We start from the raw sequence: 18,011 nt of genomic DNA on the forward strand, positions 1-18,011 counted from the left end.
AGGGACGGAAAAAGCAACCTGCAATCAACCAAGGTCAAAGACATTCATCCGCAGAAACCGTTGCACGGCCAGGTTGAAGGCTGCCGGCGTTTCATCCTGGGGGCAGTGTCCGGTATCCGGGATGACAACGGATTCGGCGTGGGGAATCAGCTCGCGGAAGGGTTTGAGCAAGCGTGGCGGGAGCAGCCGGTCGCGTCCGCCCCAGACAAGGAGTGTCGGGGCGTGGATGCCGTTGGGGGCTTTGACAAAGAAATCATCCGGGTGACGGGCTACCGCCAGGTAGGAATACTTCGCGCCGGGCTGCCGGAGGGGGGCCACGAAGGCTTCAACCAGGTCGGGGGTAATGGCTTCCGGGTTGAAGTAGGCCGAGGTCAAGCCCTGCCGGGCGATGTCCGGTGTGGCAAACAGCCAGTAGGAGACATCGCGGAGCAGCGGGTTTTCGGCGGCAAAGCGCAGGATACGAAAAAGCGCATCAGAGGGCGTCCGTGGCGGGTAGCCACTTGGATCGACGAGAACAAGTCCGGCTGTCCGCTCAGGATAGTCATGGGCGAACTGTGCGGCGACCAGGCCGCCCATCGAGTGACCAAAGATTGTCACCTTCTCCAGCCGGCGGGCATCGAGAAAATCACGTACCTGCTCTCCCCACAGCCGGGCGCTGTAGTGCACGTCAGGCATGTCGCTTTTGCCAAAGCCCAGGAGATCGAGGGCATACACGGTGGCGTCGGCAGCGAGCACCGGGATGTTCTTACGCCAGTGTTCAACCATGGCGCCGTAGCCATGGAGCAGAACAATGGCCTGGCCGGAAGGGTGGGGATCGGTTTCCCAGACCCGGATGCGGCCGTGCCGCCAGTGCCAGAACGTTTCGGTGACGACCACAGTGGCGGTTTCTTCTGTGGCGTCCGCTGATGGCGTACCGGTCGTTGCTTCCGCCGGGAAGTCATCCACAAGCAGGGCAGACATGGGGAAAAACAGGACAAACGGTGAACAGGAAGGTTCGTGGGGCGCTCAAAGTATGCGCCGAAACGCCGTTTCTGAACAACCTTTTTTGGAATCTGCCGGGGCGACACCAGGCTGCACCAATGGCTTTCCCGGCCGATGGCGTGTGCCGCTTCCGGTTCGACGCCAAAAACTTTTGGCCGCAGCCCGGGTCAGATGTAGGTTGATGTCAGGCGTCGCACAAACGCCACGTCTCGCGTCGTAACGTTGCAAAGCGTTCTTCCCCACACGCTCAAGACGCATAGCCTTCCTTGTGGAGGATGCTGCATGTCGGCACGTCGCGTTGTTGCCATCTATGGTAAAGGCGGAAGCGGAAAGTCTTTCATCACCTCGAATCTCAGCTACTACCTGGCGAGCAAGTCACACCGGGTGTTGCAGATTGGCTGCGACCCCAAACACGATTCCACCGCGCTGCTGTTTGGCGGCAAGTCGCTCCCAACCCTGCTCGAAGCCTGGGCGCTGCGGCAGGAAGCCAAAGCTGCCAACCCCGTGCCGCCCATCAGTGAAGTCGTCTTCAAACGCCATGGCGTCTTTGCCATGGAACTCGGCGGCCCCGAAGTCGGGCGCGGCTGCGGGGGACGGGGCATCACCCTCAGCTTCGATCTGCTGTCACAGATGGGCTTTGCCGATTGGGAGTTCGACTACATCATCTATGACTTCCTCGGCGATGTCGTGTGCGGCGGGTTTGGCACTCCCATTGCCAAGTCCATGGTGCGGGACATCATTCTCGTCGGCGGCAATGACCATCAGGCGCTCTATGTCGTCAACAACCTGTGTGGTGCCGTGCGTTACTTTGCCGAACAGGGCGGAACGACGCGCGTTCTGGGTATGATCATCAATCGGGATGACGGCTCTGGCTGGGGCGAGCGGTACGCCCAGGAAGCTGGCATTGACATCATCACCCGGATTCCTCTTTCGGACGAAATCCGTAACCGCAGCATGGCCTTTCAACTGATTGCCGATGACCCCCGGCACCGTGGTTACTTCGAGGACATCGAGTGGGCCATTCTGCACGGTACGCCAAAACTGCCCAAAGCCGTGGACTTCGAGGCTTTTTCCGGCGACATTATGCGTACGCGCAACCTCGGCGGACTGGACCCGGCCCTGGAAGAAGACCTCATGCCCTCCCAGTTGGAATGCATGGTGATCTAGGCGATCCCGCTGCGCTGGCGGCACCCTGCACGGTGGCGCACGGGCTTCCCTGGCATCCAGGAAGCAGGGAAATCAAACGCGGATGACGCCGCCATGCTTTGGGCTATCCTGCTTTTCAGCGCACTCGGCCTGGGCTTTCTCGTCGTTCTTGGTCTCGTCGCCGTCTCATACCTGTACCGGCTGAGGGATTTCAGCGGGATTGTCGCGCAGGGGGTGCCCACGGAGGCGATGGTCGAACGCAAATACAGCCACCATCGCGTCGTCATCACCTACCGGGATGCGGGCGGCTGGATGCACCGGCACTACCGGAAGCTTCTGCCCAGTGATTTCCATCGCCTGCAGGTAGGCCGCCCGGTCCGTATCCTGTACCTGCCACATCGCCCGCACGTCTGGGCCTTTGCCGAAGATGTCGAGCAGGCGCGACGACTTCAGAGCCGCCAATAGGCAACACGGGTGCAGAGCCACAAGGCCACTCACGGCATTCGCCAGCCGGGCTTTGGAGGGCACTGCATTGAAGCCCGTTTGTGTCTTCGGCTAGGCTGCCTCTGCTGCCGTCCTTGGTTGGCAGCGGCACTCCAGAAACACACCCAAAGGTGAGGTATGGCGGCCGAAGACTTTGTTCACCTGCATCTGCACTCCGATTACAGCCTTCTGGACGGCGCCATCCAGCACGAGGCGCTGGCCGAGCAGGCGCAGCGCTTGGGCTTCAAGTCCATTGCCGTCACCGACCACGGCAACATGTTCGGCGCGATGGGCTTCGCCAACGCCATGAAAAAAGTCGGCGTCAAGCCCATCATCGGCATGGAAGCCTACGTTGCCCGTGGTTCGCGCCATGATCGTGGCAAACCCGACACCGACGGCGAACGCGGCACCAATCACCTCATTCTGCTGGCTCTGGACGAAACGGGATACAAAAACCTCGTCCGGCTCGCCTCGCTGGGCTATACCGAGGGCTACTACTACAAGCCCCGGATTGACAAGGAAGTGCTCGCCCGGCACGCCGAAGGGTTGGTGGCCCTTTCGGCCTGTATGTCCGGCGTGCCCGCATCGCTCATCCTGCGCGACCGGGTTGAACAGGCCCGGTGTGAGATTGGGGAATACAACGAAATCTTCGGCCGGGGACGCTACTTTCTCGAACTTCAATCACACCGTGGGCTTGAAGACAGCCAGACCAAGGTCAACCGGGCGCTCACCGAACTGGCAGCCCGGCTTGACATACCGCTCGTTGTCACCAATGACGCCCATTTTCTGACTCAGGATGACTACAAAGCCCACTGCGTGCTGATGTGCCTGCAAACCGGCAAGGCATTGCGTGAGGGCAGCTTTCACTACTCACCTGACCACTACGTGAAAAGTGCTGCCGAGATGTGGGCCCTGTGGGGCAATGAAAACCCGCAGGCGCTGCGCAACACACTCAGGATTGCCGAGATGGCCACTTTCGAGTTTGGCAAAGCACCAAACTACCTGCCCATCTTTCCTGTGCCGGAGGGGTTTACCCTGACGAGCTACTTTGAGCACGTAGTCCGTGCCGGTCTGGAAGAAAGGCTGCAGCGCCTTGCCCCGTCCAACCCGGAACAATACCGCGCCCGCCTCGACTACGAAATCAGCATCATCGAGCGCATGGGCTACGAGGGTTACTTTCTCGTCGTCTGGGACTTCATCCGGTATGCCCGTGAGCGGGGTATCCCGGTCGGACCCGGACGCGGCAGCGCCGCCGGTTCGCTTGTCGCCTACAGCCTGCACATCACGGATGTTGACCCACTGGCGCACGATCTGCTCTTTGAGCGGTTTCTCAATCCAGAGCGCGTCTCCATGCCCGATATTGACGTGGATTTCTGCATGCGGGGGCGCAGCGCGGTCATCGAGTACGTCAGCCGGTTTTACGGACGCGAAAACGTTTCCCAGATTGCCACCTTCGGGACGATGGCTTCACGGGCGGTCATCAAGGATGTCGGGCGCGTGCTGGAAATGCCCTACCCGGAGGTTGAGAAAATCGCCAAGCTCATTCCGCCGCCACAGCGTGGGCGCAATGTCTCCATTGACGACGCCCTCACCATGGTGCCTGAGCTGAAACAGGCTTACGAGAAGCGGCCCGAAGTCAAGCACCTTATTGATCTGGCCCGCCGGCTCGAAGGCGGCGCCCGGCATTCGTCCATCCATGCCGCCGGTGTCGTGATCTCACCGCAACCGGTGGCGGAACTCGTGCCGGTGTTCAAAACCAAAACCCGCGACCGCGAGCGGGGTGAAGTCGAGGTCATTGCCACGCAGTACAACATGAACGACCTCGAAAAGGCCGGCATGCTCAAGATGGACTTCCTGGGGTTGACCGCCCTGACCATCATCGAGGACTGCCTGACGAGCATCGAGCGGGAAACGGGCCAGCGTCCTGACCTGACGCAAATCCCCACAAACGATCCGGCAGCGCTCAAGCTCTTTGGAGAAGGCGAAACCGATGCCGTGTTTCAGTTTGAGGGGGACGGCATCAGCGAAATTGCCCGGCGGCTCAAGCCCAGCGGGCTGGATGACATCGTGGCGCTCAATGCGCTCTACCGTCCAGGGCCGCTCGATTCCGGGATGGTGGACGACTACATCGAGCGACGCCACGGCCGGCGGCGGGTGACGTACGACTTCAAGGAACTCAAGGACGTGCTGGAAAACACCTACGGCGTGCCGGTTTTCCAGGAGCAGATCATGGCGATTTTCCAGCGCCTGGCCGGGTATTCCCTGGGCGAAGCCGATCTGGTACGGCGGGCGATGGGCAAGAAAAAGCGCGAGGAACTTGACGCCCACAAAACCAAGTTCATCGCCCAGGCCATGGCGCGCGGACACGACCGCGCCAAACTCGAAAAGCTCTGGCAACAGCTTGAAGGCTTTGCCGACTATGCCTTCAACAAGTGTGTCACCGGCGAGGCCACTCTGCGGGATGCTGTCACCGGTGCGGCCGTTTCAATTGCCGAACTGGCCAGCCGTGACGTGGAGGCGGCCGGCGCACCCTTCATCACCTGGAGCTGGAACGGCCGGGAAGTCGTGGTCAACGAGTTGGTTGAGGTGTTTCCCACCGGCGAAAAGGAAGTCGTCGAAATTGAACTCGAAGACGGGCGGACGCTGCGCTGTACGCTTGACCACAAGTTTTACACCCGTGACGCGGATGGGCAGGGCTGTTTTCTCCCGTTGCGGGAGATTCTGGCGCGGGGGCTGGCACTTTACACCTGCGATGAACCTGCGGCTGAAGCCAATACGCCGCCGACTGGTATGGAGAAACCGCATCCCGGACAGCCCTGCGTTCAGGACACACAAGCCGGTGCGCAGGGCTTGTGCAGGTAAGACTGGAAGACGATGCCAACGAAACGCAGCATTCTCATTGTGGACGATGAGAAAAATCAGCGCGACATCCTGGACATGATTCTGTCGGCGGAGGGCTATCGGACGGCAACCGCGCCCAGCGCCGAAGCTGCCCTGCGCATGGCCCGCGCCGAACGGTTTGACGTGGTGCTTACCGACCTGAAGATGGGAGGGCAGAGCGGGCTGGACTTGTTGCGCGCCCTGACCCAGGCGGATTCGTCCCAGTTGGTCATTCTCATGACGGCGCACGGCTCGATTGAATCCGTCAAGGACGCCCTGCGGCTTGGCGCAGTGGACTATCTGGAAAAGCCGCTCGACCGCGAGCGGCTGCTGACCGTTCTGGCGCAGGCCCTTTCCCGTCTGGATGCGCTGGATGCCGACCTCATCGGCAACAGCGAGCCGATGCAGAAGCTCAAGAAAATCATCCTGAAGGTGGCGGCTTCGGATGAAACGGTGCTTGTGCGCGGCGAAAGCGGAACGGGCAAGGAACTCGTGGCGCGCGCACTCCACCGGCACAGTCCGCGGGCGGCCGCCGTGTTTCACGTCGTCAACTGTGCCGCCATCAATGAAAACCTGCTCGAATCCGAACTTTTCGGACATGAAAAAGGGGCTTTCACCGGCGCGGTTGCCGAGAAGAAGGGGCTGTTTGAAGTCGCCGACCGGGGCACGCTGTTTCTTGACGAAATCGGCGAACTCAACGTGGCGCTCCAGGCGAAGCTGCTCCGCGCCCTGCAGGAGGGGGAAGTGCAGCGGGTTGGCTCGACCAGGGTCATCCGCGTGGATGTGCGGGTGGTGGCCGCCACGAATCGTCCGCTCGAAGACATGGTGGCCGCCAAAACCTTCCGCGAAGACCTCTATTACCGGCTCAATGTCATTCCCATTCACCTGCCGCCGCTGCGCGACCGGCGGGAGGACATTCCGCTGCTTGTCGAGCGGTTTCTGGCCCGGCAGTCGCGTGGCGCAACGCATTACACCATCGCGCCGGAGGCGCTTCAGGTGTTGCAGGCTTACGACTGGCCCGGCAACGTCCGGCAGCTTGAATCGGCGCTCAAACGCGCGGCCCTGCTGTGTGAAGGGGATACCATCGGGGTGGAAGACCTGCCAGTGGAAATCCGCCAGGCGACAGGCGTTCCGGCATCCGCGCCGGCGCCGCCTTTTCAGTTCCGCCTTCCCCCCGAAGGTATTTCCTTCGAGGAAGTCGAGCGGTCGCTCATCGTCCAGGCGATGGAAAAAACCGACTGGAACATCACCCGTGCCGCCAAACTTCTGGGGCTGACCTTCCGCACGTTACAGTACCGGCTCGAAAAGTTCGGCCTGCGGCGTCCGAGCGATACTCCGTCCGACGACGCTCCGGCGGCGGAGGCTCCGCCGGACAGAACCGGGTAAGGGATTGTCCGTGGCTTCTGCTTCCGAACCGCCTGATGAGCCGTCATACCTCAGCCCGGAGGCAACCGAACGGCGTGTCCGGCACCTGACCCTGATCATCACGTGCGCTATGGCGGTTGGGGCCGGTCTCGTCTGGGAAGCTGGAGTGGGGGCCGGGGTCGCTGTTGGCGGCGGACTGGCCTACCTGAACTTTGTGTGGATGCGGGCGAGCCTGCAATCCATCGTGGCGACGGCCGCCACCGGTGCTGCCGCTCCTTCCCGGCGGCCGTCACGTCTTCAGATGGCCAAGTTTTTTCTGCGCTGGATGGTCATCGGCGTGGTCATCTGGCTGTCCATACAGGTTGCGTCCGGGCTGGTGGTTGCCATAGTATGCGGTCTTTTCGCATTGCCGCTGGCCGTCGTGGTGGAAGCTCTGGTGCAGGTCTGGTACGGGCTGAACGACGAGCCGGTTACGTAACTTCCGGGGTGTGTGCCAGTACGCCCGCTCACTATGGCTTTGACTATGGCATCGTCCATGACCTTTCTCCCGTTTCCGCTGGCGCTGGCCGATGAAGGTGCAGCGCATGCCCATCCCTGGCTCGTGGAGCAGGTGTATCACCTGACCGGCCTTTCAGACCGCGAATTGCCGCCCCACGTCATCATGCTGCTCATTGCAGCGGTGATCTGTGTCGTCGGTTTCAAGCTGCTCGTCGGCAAGCCGTCGGTGGACAAACCGGGCTTTGGGCAGCAGATCGTCGAGATCATCGTGCTTCAGGTCCGCGACATGGTGGAGCAATCCACAGGGAAGTACGGGTTCAAGTACCTGGGCTATCTGCTTCCGTTGGCGGCGCTCATCCTGACCTCAAACCTGATGGGGCTGTTTCCCCTGTTTGAGTCTCCCACGGCCAACTTCAACGTCACCTTTGCGCTGGGGCTGATGACGTTCGTGTACTACATGTTCATGGGCTTTGCGCAGCAGGGGCTTGGCTACCTGAAGCACTTTACGGGCGGACTGACGGCCGGGTTGATGGCCATTATGGGCGGCATCATTTTCATCTTCGAGATGTTCAGCAATGCCATCCGGCCGGCAACGCTGGCGCTGCGCCTTATGATCAACATGTTTGTGGATGAGCAACTTGGCATCGCTTTCGGGAGCATCTACCAGATACTCGTTCCGGTGCTGCCCATGCTGCTTGGCACGTTCGTCGCCGTGGTGCAGACATTTATTTTCGTGCAACTGTCCATCATTTATCTGAGTGAAACCGTGCCCCACGATGACCACGGCCACGAAGACGAACACGCCCATGCCTGAGTGTGTTGACCGGCCAACTCCCGCTGTCGTTGCGTGGGCCGGCCGGTCATTTCTTTCCCTGGCGCCTCACGTTGCCTTTGGTGCTATGCCAATGCCCTTTTTCGTGTGTTGCTGGAACGCTGTACGTCCCAACGTCACAGGCTGCAATCCCGGACACACGGCACTTATGATTAGGCGTAGGCCGCGGGCAGGTTGGGCGTCGCTGCTGATAACCTTTTGATGTTCCCTGACTTTTCTGGAGACACACCCATGACGAAAAAACTGTTCCTGAAAACACTGGCGACGGCATCGTTCCTGATGGCGATGTCCCTTCCTGCTCTGGCTGCTGAAGGTGGCAGCGGTGGCGGTACGTACAAAATTGCCTTGGGGGCGCTTGCCGTGGGCATTGCGGCCGTTGGCTGCGGTCTGGGCGACGGCAACGCCATTGCGGCGGCCTGTGAAGGCACGGCGCGCAATCCGGGCGCGGGGCAGCGCATCTTCACCACCATGCTCATCGGTATGGTGCTCATCGAAACCCTCGTGCTGTTTACCTTCCTGGCGGCCTACCTGGGCTTCTAAGGCGGCCGTCACCACAACCGGAATCCCCGGCAAGCCACCGTTGGTCACCGATAACCGGAGGCCGGCGGTGGCTTGCTTTTGTGTTTTAACAAACCAATTGACGGATGCCGTGACACGGGTTACTTTCGCGCTGCTCACATACAAACCGTTGCTTGCCAATGCTGTCCAAGGCCGTCACTACCTGCAAGGGCAGGGGTATGTCTGGACACAGGGCGCCGGGAATGTACGTCGGGCGCGGCCCGTGTCTGACCGACACGGACGGCAAAACAGTATTTCTTTTCGGGAGGAGTCCCCCATGTCACGCACCACAGGCAAAGTCAAGTGGTTCAATAACAGCAAAGGTTATGGCTTCATCGAGAATCCGGGCGGTCACGATGTTTTCGTGCATTACTCAGCCATCAAGGAAGACGGTTATAAATCCCTCAGCGAGGGGCAGATCGTCGAGTATGAGATTGTGAACGGCCCGAAGGGACCACAGGCGGAAAACGTCATCAAGACAGCCTGAACACTCGCTCTTTATCACCCTTTCCCCTATTGTTGTGCGCCTTGCGGGGCAACCGGCAAGGCGCTTTTTTGGCGCTATTGCCGGGTGATTCTGTGGATTTGCCGGCCCCAGTGGGCGCGGCTGGCGACTGACAGCGCACCGCCCCGGCGGATGCAGTTTGAAATGCGGCGGCTGCGTTGCCTGCCAGATGCGAATTTGCCGTGGTTTCGGGCTTTGGCAGGGCGCACCGTCATGTCAAGATGCAGCCAGTCAACTATTCTCACAGCTCCCCCAGAACAGGCGTGAACATCGTGGATGTGCTGGAAGGTCAGATTACGATTCGGGCCCGGCCGGAAACCATTTTCCCCTACCTGGTCGAGCCGATGCTTCTGCCGTTGTGGTCGCCGACCGAAGCGCGGGTGGCCCGGATCGGGCGTAAGAAACACGGCGTCGGTGCCAGACTGCGCGTGGAGTTTGTGGCCCACGGGCTGGACCCGGTGGAGTATGAAATCATTTGCCAGGAAGCCACCCGTCTGGTCAGCCGCTTTACGGGCACGATGTCCGGCGAGGACATCTGGACGCTGACGCCCGACGACAGACGGACGAAAGTTCACAACCGGATGGTTTTCCACCAACCGGAGGATTTTCTGACCCTGGTGGGGTGGAAAACAGTTGGGCGGATGATTGCCGAACGTGACGTGCGCAACAAAATGCCGCTTCTCAAACGCGCTGTTGAAGAACAATGGCGTCCGGCCGGGGCCTGACTGGGCCGGGCAAGCCTGAGCTTTGCCTTGCCCACGTGCCACGGAGGGCTTTCTGCCCGTTGTTTCCGGGGAGTTGTTTTTCGGGAAAGGGAAAAACAATGGCAAACGCAAGTGGAGCGCCGGATACGCGCGAAGCAGTCTCTGAAACGAATAGCAAGCCCAAACGTGCGTCGGAACTGGTTCGTCCTCCGATTCTGCTGGCTGAAACCCAGGCGATTGTCCGGCGCATCGAAGCCCGGATCGGCGAGACCTTTCTGGTGTACTGGAACTCGCCGGGTGGTTCGGTGTGTCAGAACGACGTGGTGGGCTTTTATGAACTGCTGCGGGGGATCGGCAAGCAGGACCGGGTGACACTGTTCATCAAATCCGACGGCGGGGACGGCACCGCCTCGCTGCGCATCGTCCACCTGCTGCGGCAGTTTGCCTCGCACATCACGGTTGCCGTGCCACTGGCATGCCTTTCTGCAGCGACCATGATTGCGCTCGGCGCGGATGAAATCCGCATGGGGCCGCTGGCGCACCTGTCGGCTGTGGATACGGCGCTGACCCACGACCTCTCGCCCATTGACAAGGACAACCTGCGGGTGCGCGTCAGCCCTGATGAACTCAACCGCATTCTGGCGCTCTGGCGACAGGAAACGCGCGGCGAAACGGTCAACCCGTACGAAAACATCTTCAAATACGTTCACCCGCTCGTCATCGGTGCGGTGGACCGGGCCAGTTCGCTGTCCATGCGGTTGTGCACGGAAATTCTGTCATACCACATGAAAGATGCGGAAAAAGCACGGGCGATCAGCCACACGCTCAACGCGGAATATCCTTCGCACGTCTATCCCATCACCCTGCGCGAGGCACAGCGGATTGGCCTCAACGCCCGTGAACTCGACCCGGAACTCAATGATCTGCTCATTGAACTCAACGAGATGTATTCCGAAATGGGACAGAAGGCGATTACGGACTTTGACGAGCAGAACTACCACGACAACGGCATTCTGAACATTCTGGAATGCCGCACGAGCCAAATCTTCTACCAGAACGATACCGACTGGCACTACATGATGAACGAACGGCGGTGGATTCGGCTCAACGACAACAGTTCCTGGCGCAAGGCGGAGCTGGTCAACGGGGAAGTCGTGCAGAGTGTCTTCCACATCCGTTAGGCACATCGCCAGTCCACATCCTAGCCGCGCTTGAAGTTTTGTTTGAGCAGGGCATTGACCTGGCTGCGGGTCATCTGCACGGTGGCGGTGAGGCGCTTGCCTTCAGCCTTGATTTTGGTGTTGTTGAGAAAGGCGGCCGTATCGCCCCGGCGCGGCACGAGCAGCAGTCCGGCCGTGATGAGGTTCTGCAACCCGCTGGCTTCAAGCGGTGAAGCCGCAAAGCCGGCAATGCGCAGTGTCGTAAACTGCGGGCCGACATCGAGGGTCAACGCCGTCGAGGTCAGAATGTGCAGCGGGCCGAGCGCCTGGGATGCACTGACCGCCTGCGCAATGTTCAGTGCAGCTTCATCCACTTCGTCAATGCCCGACGATTTCACAATCCGAATGCCCGACAGCCGTCCGCTGGGTTCCACCCGGAAGGCCAGCGTGATGCTGAAGTTCTGGTTTTCGATGTCGAGCTGCCCGGTCTCGCTGAGGCTGTAGAGCTTGGTGACGATGGCCTTGATGGGCCCGATGTCCACTTTGCCGAAGCTGGGCGGCCCGCCGGGCTTGGCTGGTTCGTCCGCGGTGTGTTCCCGGTTTTCCCGTTCGGCAGCGCGGCGCGCTTCGGCTTCCCGTTCAGCTTCGCGTCGCTGGCGCTCGGCTTCCGCGCGGCGGCGGGCCTCTTCTTCCTCGCGTTTGCGGCGGGCCAGCGCGGCAGCGCGCGCCTGGGCATCCGGTTTGGCCGGCTGGTCAGCCGGGGGCGCCACCCAGCTCTCCGGGTTGGGCAGAGGCTTGTAGCGTGGGTCGGTGAGCGTGATCCAATCCACGTCGTATTCACGCTCCACCACTTCGACTTCAAACGGAGCGATGAACGTCCGGTATGCCAGATAGCCCAGGAACGAAAAGTGCAGCAGCAGGGCCAGCATCAGTCCCAACCGAAACCCGTGCCGGACCCACCAACTGGGTTCTCCCTCGAAGTCGAGCGTATGCGGTGTGGCATAGATGAAGCCGCGCAGAATATAGGCTTTGGGCGACGGCACGGCCGGCGCTGGCTCATCTGAAGCGGGCGAAGCTGGGCGTTCATCATTCATAGCGCAAGTCAGGACGTTGCATCGTGGAAAAAAGTTTCCCCCGTTGCAAGCGCGTTACCGGCCCGCCAGCCCCCGGTGTCGGCGTTGATATTCGTCCCTTGCTTGTCACACTGCACCTGCTTTCGTACTATCGGCGTGTCCGTGCAACAACAACCCCGTATGCACGACCCCGTATGCACGGCGCGTCCGGCTGTAATTATCGTTTCACGCCATGCCATGTTGTCCGACGTGACGCTTCAGGGTTCTCCGGTCAGTCCCGCACTTCGCCCGTCGTCTTCCGTCCCCACGCCCCGTTCGGTATCCGGGCGCTACCAGGTTGCCCGACGGGCAGCTCAGGTCGTTGGGGCGGCCACGCCGCTCATTCTGGACTACTGGCGCGACGAGCAGCGGTTTTTCTTCTTCGGCGGTGCGCGTGAGGTGAGTGAGGCGACGCACCAATACCGGGCGCGCCGCATCCGGTCGGAAATCGAACGCCTGGGAATTGGTTTCATCAAGGTGGGGCAGGTCATCAGTACGCGCGGGGACCTGCTGCCCAAGCCCTACCTCGACGAACTGCGTACGCTCCAGGACAGTTTATCCCCTCTGACGTTCGGGGAAGTCCATGCGACGCTCGAAGCCACCTACGGCTGCCCCCTGGAAGATGTTTTCGAGCAATTCGAGCCAACACCCATTGCCACGGCGAGCATCGGGCAGGTTCACCGGGCGCAGTATGCCGGGCAGTCGGTTGTGGTCAAGCTCATCCGTCCCGGCATCCAGCATCAGCTCGCCACCGACTTCCGCATCGTAACGGCGCTGTTGCGCTTTCTCGATGAACAGCTCGTGCGCTTCCGGCAGGAAAACTCAGATGTCCACGTGCTGACCCGCCTGTTTTCCCAGATTGTGACTGAAGTCAATGCCGGACTGCGCGAGGAAATGGATTTTGTCTTCGAGCGCGCCAATGCCGAGCGGCTCGGCGCCCTGCTGGCCGATAACCCGCTGGTTGTCGTCCCACGGGTGATTGGGGAACTGTGCCGCCCGAACGTGCTCGTGCTGGAATACCGGCCGGGCATCAAAATCAGCGATGGCGACGCTCTGCGGGCCGCCGGTTTCGAGCCGCTGAAGATGGTCGAGCGGCTGGTTGAGGTCTATCTCGAAATGATATTGGTTCACGGCGTGTATCACGCCGACCCGCATCCGGGAAATGTCGCCGTGGATGAGCGCGGACGCATCATTTTGTATGATTTCGGCATCGTACGCACGCTATCGGCACGCATTCGGGAGAGCCTGCTCAAGATGACGCTGGATGGCCTGCGCGGCGATGTGCCGGCCATCGTGGATGAACTCTACCGCATGGGCGTGGTGGACCCGGCGGCAGACCGGGCGACGGCGCTGCGCGTTGGCGAGAAGTTCCGGGAACTGTACCTGCGGGACATGCCGACGGCTGAACGAATCGAAGCCGTTGGGCGCTACATGCGGGATGCGTTTGGCTATGTTCCCCTGCGCATGCCGAAAGAAATGGTGTATGTCTTTCGTGTCGTTTCCATGCTCGAAGGGCTGGGAACGTGCTTCAAACCTGGTTGGAACATCATGGCGGACGCTTCGCCCGCCGTTCAGCGAGGCATTCGTAAAATGATGATGGCCAGTGAAACCATCCGGTGGCCGGAACTCATTGCCCAGTGGGTCGGGCGGTGGTTCCGGGCACTCTTTGCACGCCCCGCCTAGAGACCGTGGGCAACTTGGCTGCGCCCAGATAAGCGCCAAGCCCAGTCCGTGGTCGGGTAAGTGAGGAGGACTTTGTCATGCGGCATTATGCGAAGCAGTTTAGGTGTGCCGGTCTCCGTCTGTGCGGGCTGGCGCTCTGTGTGGGATTGCTGGGAACGGCGGCGTGGGCCCAGAACGGGGCGATTCGGGGAACGGTGTATTACCAGGAAAATGCCAACGCCAAGCCGGAGCCGCGGCCGGGCGTCGAGATTCTTATCCTGCGCCAGGACATCAAAGGACAGCTCAAGACGAAGACCGATAAAAAGGGGACGTATTTCTACACCGTTCAGGCGTTTGGAACGTACGTCGTGGTGGCTCACGGGCCCGGCTACAAGTACCAGGTGAAGCCTCCCGTGCGCATCACCAGCACGGAACCGGTGCAGATTGACATCACGCTAACACCGGGTGATGGCCGCCTCCCACCAGTGGAGCAGTTGCTGGCCGAAGCCCAGGGCGGCGGGACACCGGCAACGCCACCGCCTGCCGCCGCTCCGCCAGAGCCAACAGCGGAAGAAAAGGAAGCCGCCGCCAAACTCAAGGCCGAACGGGAACGCATCGAAAAAGAAAATGAGCGCGCCCGGAACATCAACGAGCAGCTTCGCACTTTGATGGATTCCGGCAATGCCGCCTTCAACCGGGGCGACTACGAAACGGCAGCCAGCGATTACCGGAAGGCGTTGGCACTCGATGACAATCAACCGGGCTTTCTGGGCAACCTGGCTTCAGCCACCCTGCAAATCGCTGTCAAGCACTTCAATGCCAAGCGGCGCGATGAGGCGCGGAAGGCGTTTCAGGAATCAGGTGACGCCGCCGCGCGCGCCGTGGCGCTCAACGACGCCCAGCCGCCTGAACGCCGCGATCCGTCTTATCGCAGCAAAGCGGCTGAAGCTTACCGCTTCCTGGCCGAACTCTATGGCGATGCCGAAGCCGGCGAAAAGGCCGCCAAGTTTTACATCGAACTCGCCGACATGCAGACCGATGCCAAGAAGCGCAACGAAATGCGGGTTCGCGCCGGTGATTCCTACCGCTTTGCCGGCAAATTCAAGCAGGCGGATGAGCTTTACCGCGCTGTCCTGCAGGAGGATGCCAACAACATCCCGGCTATGAACGGACTTGCCATGTCGCTGCTGTCGTCTGACCCGGAGTTGCTTGACCCGAACAAAGCCGGGGAAGCCATTGCCCTGTTTGAGATGGTCGCGGCCAAGGCCACCGATCCCAACATGAAGCAATCGGCGCAGGCCAGCGCCGAGTACATCCGAACAACCGCCAAGGAAATTGTCCGTCCCAAGCCGGGGCGGAAGAAAAACTAGATGCGATGGTTGCGCAGCCTGCTTGCGCCAGGCCGCGCAGCACACGCGAAGGATCAGCCTTATGCCTGTTGCTCCTCGTCGGCGCTCAGTGCCGGTCAATGTCGGCGGCGTCATCATCGGCGGCGGCGCGCCGGTTGTCGTCCAGTCCATGACGAACACGGACACGGCCGATGTAGCCGCCACCGTCGAGCAGGTGGCGGCCCTGCATGCCGCCGGTTCGGAAATCGTACGCATCACTGTCAATGACCGCGATGCAGCGGCGGCGGTCCCGGACATTGTGCGTGGTCTGCGGGCGCGTGGCGTGGAAGTTCCCCTGGTTGGCGATTTTCACTACAACGGCCACACGCTGCTGCGCGACTTCCCGGAAACGGCCCGCCTGCTGGCCAAGTACCGGATCAACCCCGGCAATGTCGGCTTCGGAAAAAAGCACGATGAAAACTTCAAGGCCATTGTCGAACTGGCGATTCGGTACGAAAAGCCGGTACGGATTGGCGTCAACTGGGGATCGCTCGATCAGGCGATGCTGGCGCGCATGATGGACGAGAATGCCCGGCGTGACCCGCCGCTTTCCGCACGTGAGGTCATGCTGGAAGCGATGTGCGCCAGCGCCCTGGAGTCGGCCGTACTGGCCGAATCGATTGGCCTGCCGCATGACCGCATCATCATCAGCACGAAAATTTCGGAAGTGCAGGACCTGGTTGAAGTCTATCGGGCCATTGCCGCCCGGTGCGACTACCCGTTGCACGTCGGTTTGACCGAAGCCGGCATGGCCATGAAGGGCATTGTGGCCAGTGCCATCGGTATCGGTTTGCTGCTTCAGGAAGGCATCGGGGACACCATCCGTGTGTCCCTGACGCCGACCCCCGGCGGCGACCGGACCGAGGAGGTGCGTGTCGCCCAGACGATTCTGCAAACGATGGGCATCCGCAGCTTCACGCCGCTGGTCACAGCCTGTCCGGGGTGCGGGCGCACGACGAGCACCCTGTTTCAGGAAATGGCGCAGGACATCCAGACCTATTTGCGGGAACAGATGCCCGTCTGGAAAACCCGCTATCCGGGGGTTGAAACGCTCAAGGTGGCTGTCATGGGGTGCATCGTCAACGGCCCCGGCGAATCCAAGCACGCCGACATCGGGATTTCGCTGCCGGGGACCGGAGAAGACCCCAAAGCTCCGGTCTTCGTGGATGGCGTCAAAGTCACCACGCTTGAAGGCGAGCGCATTGTTCCGGCATTCATTGACATTCTCAATGACTATGTTGCGCGGCGCTTTGGGGCGTCTGCGGGTGTGGGCGGCTGAGCCTCATCTCTGGAGCGGAACGGCACGCGGCTCAGGTGTCGGACGGCTCAGGGCCTGAAAACGCAGGAAAAACAGGACAGCCGCCGTGGCCAGCCCGACGACATAGCCCATCCAAATCCCGACTTCCCGCCAGCCCAGCCGGAACGCCAGTCCGTAGCTCGTCGGCAGCGCCACCAGCAGGTAGGCAATGAAAGCCAGAACGGTGGGCAGCAGGGCATCGGTCATGGCACGCAAGGCGGACAGGAGCACCACCTGTAGCCCGTCGAAAAGCTGAAATACCGCCGCGACCAGCAGGAGCGTGGCGGCGATGCTGACTACCGCCGGGTCGGTGGTAAACAGGGTCGGCAGCCAGTGCCGCAGCGCGACGAAGACCAGCGCTGTAAAGCCCATGTACACCAGGACGATATGCATGGCCGCCAGTCCGGCGGCCCGCATGGCGCGCCGCTCGCCCGCGCCAAGGTAGTAACTGACCCGGATCGTTGCGGCCGACGCAATCCCCGAAGCTCCCATAAACGTCAGCGAGGCCAGCCCAAGGGCAACCTGATGTGCGGCCAGTTCGAGCTTGCCGAGCCAGCCCATCATGACGGCTCCGGCCGCGAACGCACCCACTTCAAGCACGAACTGTCCGCCCAGCGGCAGGCCCAGCCGCAGATAGTGCCGGATGGCGGCCCCGTCCCACAGCGTCCGGCGCAGGGTTGCGCGATAGGGGGCAAACAGGCGGAGGCGGATGAAACACAGAGCGAAGGTTCCCGCCAGAACCAGGCGCACGAGCAGGGTAGCCACTCCGGCCCCCACGATACCCAAGCGTGGAAAACCTCCGTGCCCGAAAATCAGCAGGTAGTTCAATCCCAGATTGAGCAGGACTTCCAGAACCGTGATGAGGGCCGCGAGGCGCGTATTCCCCAGCCCTTCCGTAAACTGCCGGAACGTCTGAAAGACCATGACCGGCAGCAGCGAAGCCGTCAGCAGCAGGTAGTAGGGCCGGGCCGTGGCCGTCACCTCCGGCGTCTGTCCGAACGCATCGAGCCATGGGTAGAGCGCCAGCAGTACAAAGGTGATGAGCAGGGCCACCGCCACGTTGACCGCCAGCCCGTGGCTGAACCACTGCGCCGCCGCGCCGACATCATTGGCCCCCCGCGCCGCGCCGACAAGGGGCGTCATGGCCAAAGTGAAGCCCACACCGAAAACCAGCCCGATGACAAACACGCTCTGCCCAAAGGCGGAAGCCGCCAGGGCGGTCGTGTCGTAGTGACCGAGCATCAGGCTGTCTGTAAGCTGCACGATGAGGTGGCCCATCTGGGAAAACATGACGGGCAGCGCCAGTTTGAGATGGGCGGCGTAGTGACTGGCCGGGCGGTGGTGGCGCGTGTCGGCCGGCGCGCAGCCGGAAGCAACCGGGACGGAAGCCATAACCAAAGGCGTCTGAAGACTAACGGCTGATTCAATGGCCAAGGGTGG

Annotated in this window: 16 protein-coding genes; 13 read left to right on the forward strand and 3 right to left on the reverse strand. The window is 61.3% G+C overall.

Translation table 11 applies throughout. From position 1 onward, the window contains the following. Positions 1-24: 24 nt before the first annotated feature. Positions 25-960 carry an alpha/beta fold hydrolase gene (locus J8C01_RS04555; protein ID WP_014099423.1) on the reverse strand — a complete coding sequence of 312 codons (936 nt, stop codon included), beginning with the start codon at positions 958-960 and terminating at the stop codon, positions 25-27. Between the two features lie 303 nt (positions 961-1,263). On the opposite strand from J8C01_RS04555, the gene J8C01_RS04560 reads away from it, so the two are divergent. The 10 genes from J8C01_RS04560 (at position 1,264) to J8C01_RS04605 (ending at position 11,133) form a co-directional block, all read left to right on the forward strand. Beyond that, a complete protein-coding gene (locus J8C01_RS04560; RefSeq protein ID WP_211432537.1) occupies positions 1,264-2,148 on the forward strand; it encodes a chlorophyllide a reductase iron protein subunit X in 885 nt (294 codons plus the stop codon). Between the two features lie 93 nt (positions 2,149-2,241). Next, entirely contained in the window at positions 2,242-2,592 is a 351-nt protein-coding gene (locus J8C01_RS04565) for a DUF3592 domain-containing protein (RefSeq protein ID WP_211432538.1), read from the forward strand. Positions 2,593-2,748: 156 nt separating this feature from the next. Further along, positions 2,749-5,472 (forward strand): DNA polymerase III subunit alpha, encoded by a 2,724-nt coding sequence (dnaE, locus tag J8C01_RS04570; RefSeq protein WP_211432539.1) that lies wholly within the window; start codon positions 2,749-2,751, stop codon positions 5,470-5,472. Positions 5,473-5,484: 12 nt separating this feature from the next. Next, positions 5,485-6,876, forward strand: a complete 1,392-nt coding sequence (locus tag J8C01_RS04575) for a sigma-54-dependent transcriptional regulator (protein ID WP_211422992.1) — start codon at positions 5,485-5,487, stop codon at positions 6,874-6,876. Between the two features lie 10 nt (positions 6,877-6,886). Beyond that, on the forward strand, positions 6,887-7,333 hold the full coding sequence (locus J8C01_RS04580) for an ATP synthase subunit I (protein ID WP_211432540.1): 447 nt from the start codon (positions 6,887-6,889) through the stop codon (positions 7,331-7,333). Between the two features lie 57 nt (positions 7,334-7,390). Beyond that, entirely contained in the window at positions 7,391-8,167 is a 777-nt protein-coding gene (locus tag J8C01_RS04585) for a F0F1 ATP synthase subunit A (protein WP_211432541.1), read from the forward strand. Positions 8,168-8,416: 249 nt separating this feature from the next. Next, positions 8,417-8,725 carry an ATP synthase F0 subunit C gene (locus tag J8C01_RS04590; protein WP_014099435.1) on the forward strand — a complete coding sequence of 103 codons (309 nt, stop codon included), beginning with the start codon at positions 8,417-8,419 and terminating at the stop codon, positions 8,723-8,725. A 295-nt stretch (positions 8,726-9,020) separates the two neighbouring features. Then, entirely contained in the window at positions 9,021-9,230 is a 210-nt protein-coding gene (locus tag J8C01_RS04595) for a cold-shock protein (RefSeq protein ID WP_058866757.1), read from the forward strand. A gap of 281 nt (positions 9,231-9,511) precedes the next feature. Further along, on the forward strand, positions 9,512-9,973 hold the full coding sequence (locus tag J8C01_RS04600; RefSeq protein ID WP_211432542.1) for an SRPBCC family protein: 462 nt from the start codon (positions 9,512-9,514) through the stop codon (positions 9,971-9,973). Between the two features lie 98 nt (positions 9,974-10,071). Next, positions 10,072-11,133, forward strand: a complete 1,062-nt coding sequence (locus J8C01_RS04605; RefSeq protein WP_211432543.1) for an SDH family Clp fold serine proteinase — start codon at positions 10,072-10,074, stop codon at positions 11,131-11,133. A gap of 20 nt (positions 11,134-11,153) precedes the next feature. Here J8C01_RS04605 and J8C01_RS04610 read toward each other — a convergent pair whose 3' ends face one another. Beyond that, positions 11,154-12,206 (reverse strand): energy transducer TonB family protein, encoded by a 1,053-nt coding sequence (locus J8C01_RS04610; RefSeq protein ID WP_211432544.1) that lies wholly within the window; start codon positions 12,204-12,206, stop codon positions 11,154-11,156. A gap of 159 nt (positions 12,207-12,365) precedes the next feature. On the opposite strand from J8C01_RS04610, the gene J8C01_RS04615 reads away from it, so the two are divergent. The 3 genes from J8C01_RS04615 (at position 12,366) to ispG (ending at position 16,553) form a co-directional block, all read left to right on the forward strand. Continuing rightward, on the forward strand, positions 12,366-13,907 hold the full coding sequence (locus tag J8C01_RS04615) for an ABC1 kinase family protein (protein WP_081464699.1): 1,542 nt from the start codon (positions 12,366-12,368) through the stop codon (positions 13,905-13,907). A gap of 77 nt (positions 13,908-13,984) precedes the next feature. Continuing rightward, on the forward strand, positions 13,985-15,256 hold the full coding sequence (locus J8C01_RS04620; RefSeq protein WP_211432545.1) for a carboxypeptidase-like regulatory domain-containing protein: 1,272 nt from the start codon (positions 13,985-13,987) through the stop codon (positions 15,254-15,256). Between the two features lie 61 nt (positions 15,257-15,317). Next, positions 15,318-16,553 carry a flavodoxin-dependent (E)-4-hydroxy-3-methylbut-2-enyl-diphosphate synthase gene (gene ispG / locus J8C01_RS04625; RefSeq protein WP_211432546.1) on the forward strand — a complete coding sequence of 412 codons (1,236 nt, stop codon included), beginning with the start codon at positions 15,318-15,320 and terminating at the stop codon, positions 16,551-16,553. A 3-nt stretch (positions 16,554-16,556) separates the two neighbouring features. On the opposite strand, the gene J8C01_RS04630 is transcribed toward ispG, so the two are convergent. Then, a complete protein-coding gene (locus tag J8C01_RS04630; protein ID WP_014099443.1) occupies positions 16,557-17,963 on the reverse strand; it encodes an MATE family efflux transporter in 1,407 nt (468 codons plus the stop codon). Between the last annotated feature and the right edge of the window lie 48 nt (positions 17,964-18,011).

This window comes from Chloracidobacterium sp. D, assembly GCF_018304685.1.
Classification (GTDB): domain Bacteria; phylum Acidobacteriota; class Blastocatellia; order Chloracidobacteriales; family Chloracidobacteriaceae; genus Chloracidobacterium; species Chloracidobacterium thermophilum.

Bases quoted from the DNA above. Each gene is read 5' to 3' on its own strand.
- J8C01_RS04555 (WP_014099423.1), bottom strand. From the start codon at position 960: ATGTCTGCCCTGCTTGTGGATGACTTCCCGGCGGAAGCAACGACCGGT.
- J8C01_RS04560 (WP_211432537.1), top strand. From the start codon at position 1,264: ATGTCGGCACGTCGCGTTGTTGCCATCTATGGTAAAGGCGGAAGCGGA.
- J8C01_RS04565 (WP_211432538.1), top strand. From the start codon at position 2,242: ATGCTTTGGGCTATCCTGCTTTTCAGCGCACTCGGCCTGGGCTTTCTC.
- dnaE (WP_211432539.1), top strand. From the start codon at position 2,749: ATGGCGGCCGAAGACTTTGTTCACCTGCATCTGCACTCCGATTACAGC.
- J8C01_RS04575 (WP_211422992.1), top strand. From the start codon at position 5,485: ATGCCAACGAAACGCAGCATTCTCATTGTGGACGATGAGAAAAATCAG.
- J8C01_RS04585 (WP_211432541.1), top strand. From the start codon at position 7,391: ATGACCTTTCTCCCGTTTCCGCTGGCGCTGGCCGATGAAGGTGCAGCG.
- J8C01_RS04590 (WP_014099435.1), top strand. From the start codon at position 8,417: ATGACGAAAAAACTGTTCCTGAAAACACTGGCGACGGCATCGTTCCTG.
- J8C01_RS04595 (WP_058866757.1), top strand. From the start codon at position 9,021: ATGTCACGCACCACAGGCAAAGTCAAGTGGTTCAATAACAGCAAAGGT.
- J8C01_RS04605 (WP_211432543.1), top strand. From the start codon at position 10,072: ATGGCAAACGCAAGTGGAGCGCCGGATACGCGCGAAGCAGTCTCTGAA.
- J8C01_RS04610 (WP_211432544.1), bottom strand. From the start codon at position 12,206: ATGAATGATGAACGCCCAGCTTCGCCCGCTTCAGATGAGCCAGCGCCG.
- J8C01_RS04615 (WP_081464699.1), top strand. From the start codon at position 12,366: ATGCACGACCCCGTATGCACGGCGCGTCCGGCTGTAATTATCGTTTCA.
- J8C01_RS04620 (WP_211432545.1), top strand. From the start codon at position 13,985: ATGCGGCATTATGCGAAGCAGTTTAGGTGTGCCGGTCTCCGTCTGTGC.
- ispG (WP_211432546.1), top strand. From the start codon at position 15,318: ATGCCTGTTGCTCCTCGTCGGCGCTCAGTGCCGGTCAATGTCGGCGGC.
- J8C01_RS04630 (WP_014099443.1), bottom strand. From the start codon at position 17,963: ATGGCTTCCGTCCCGGTTGCTTCCGGCTGCGCGCCGGCCGACACGCGC.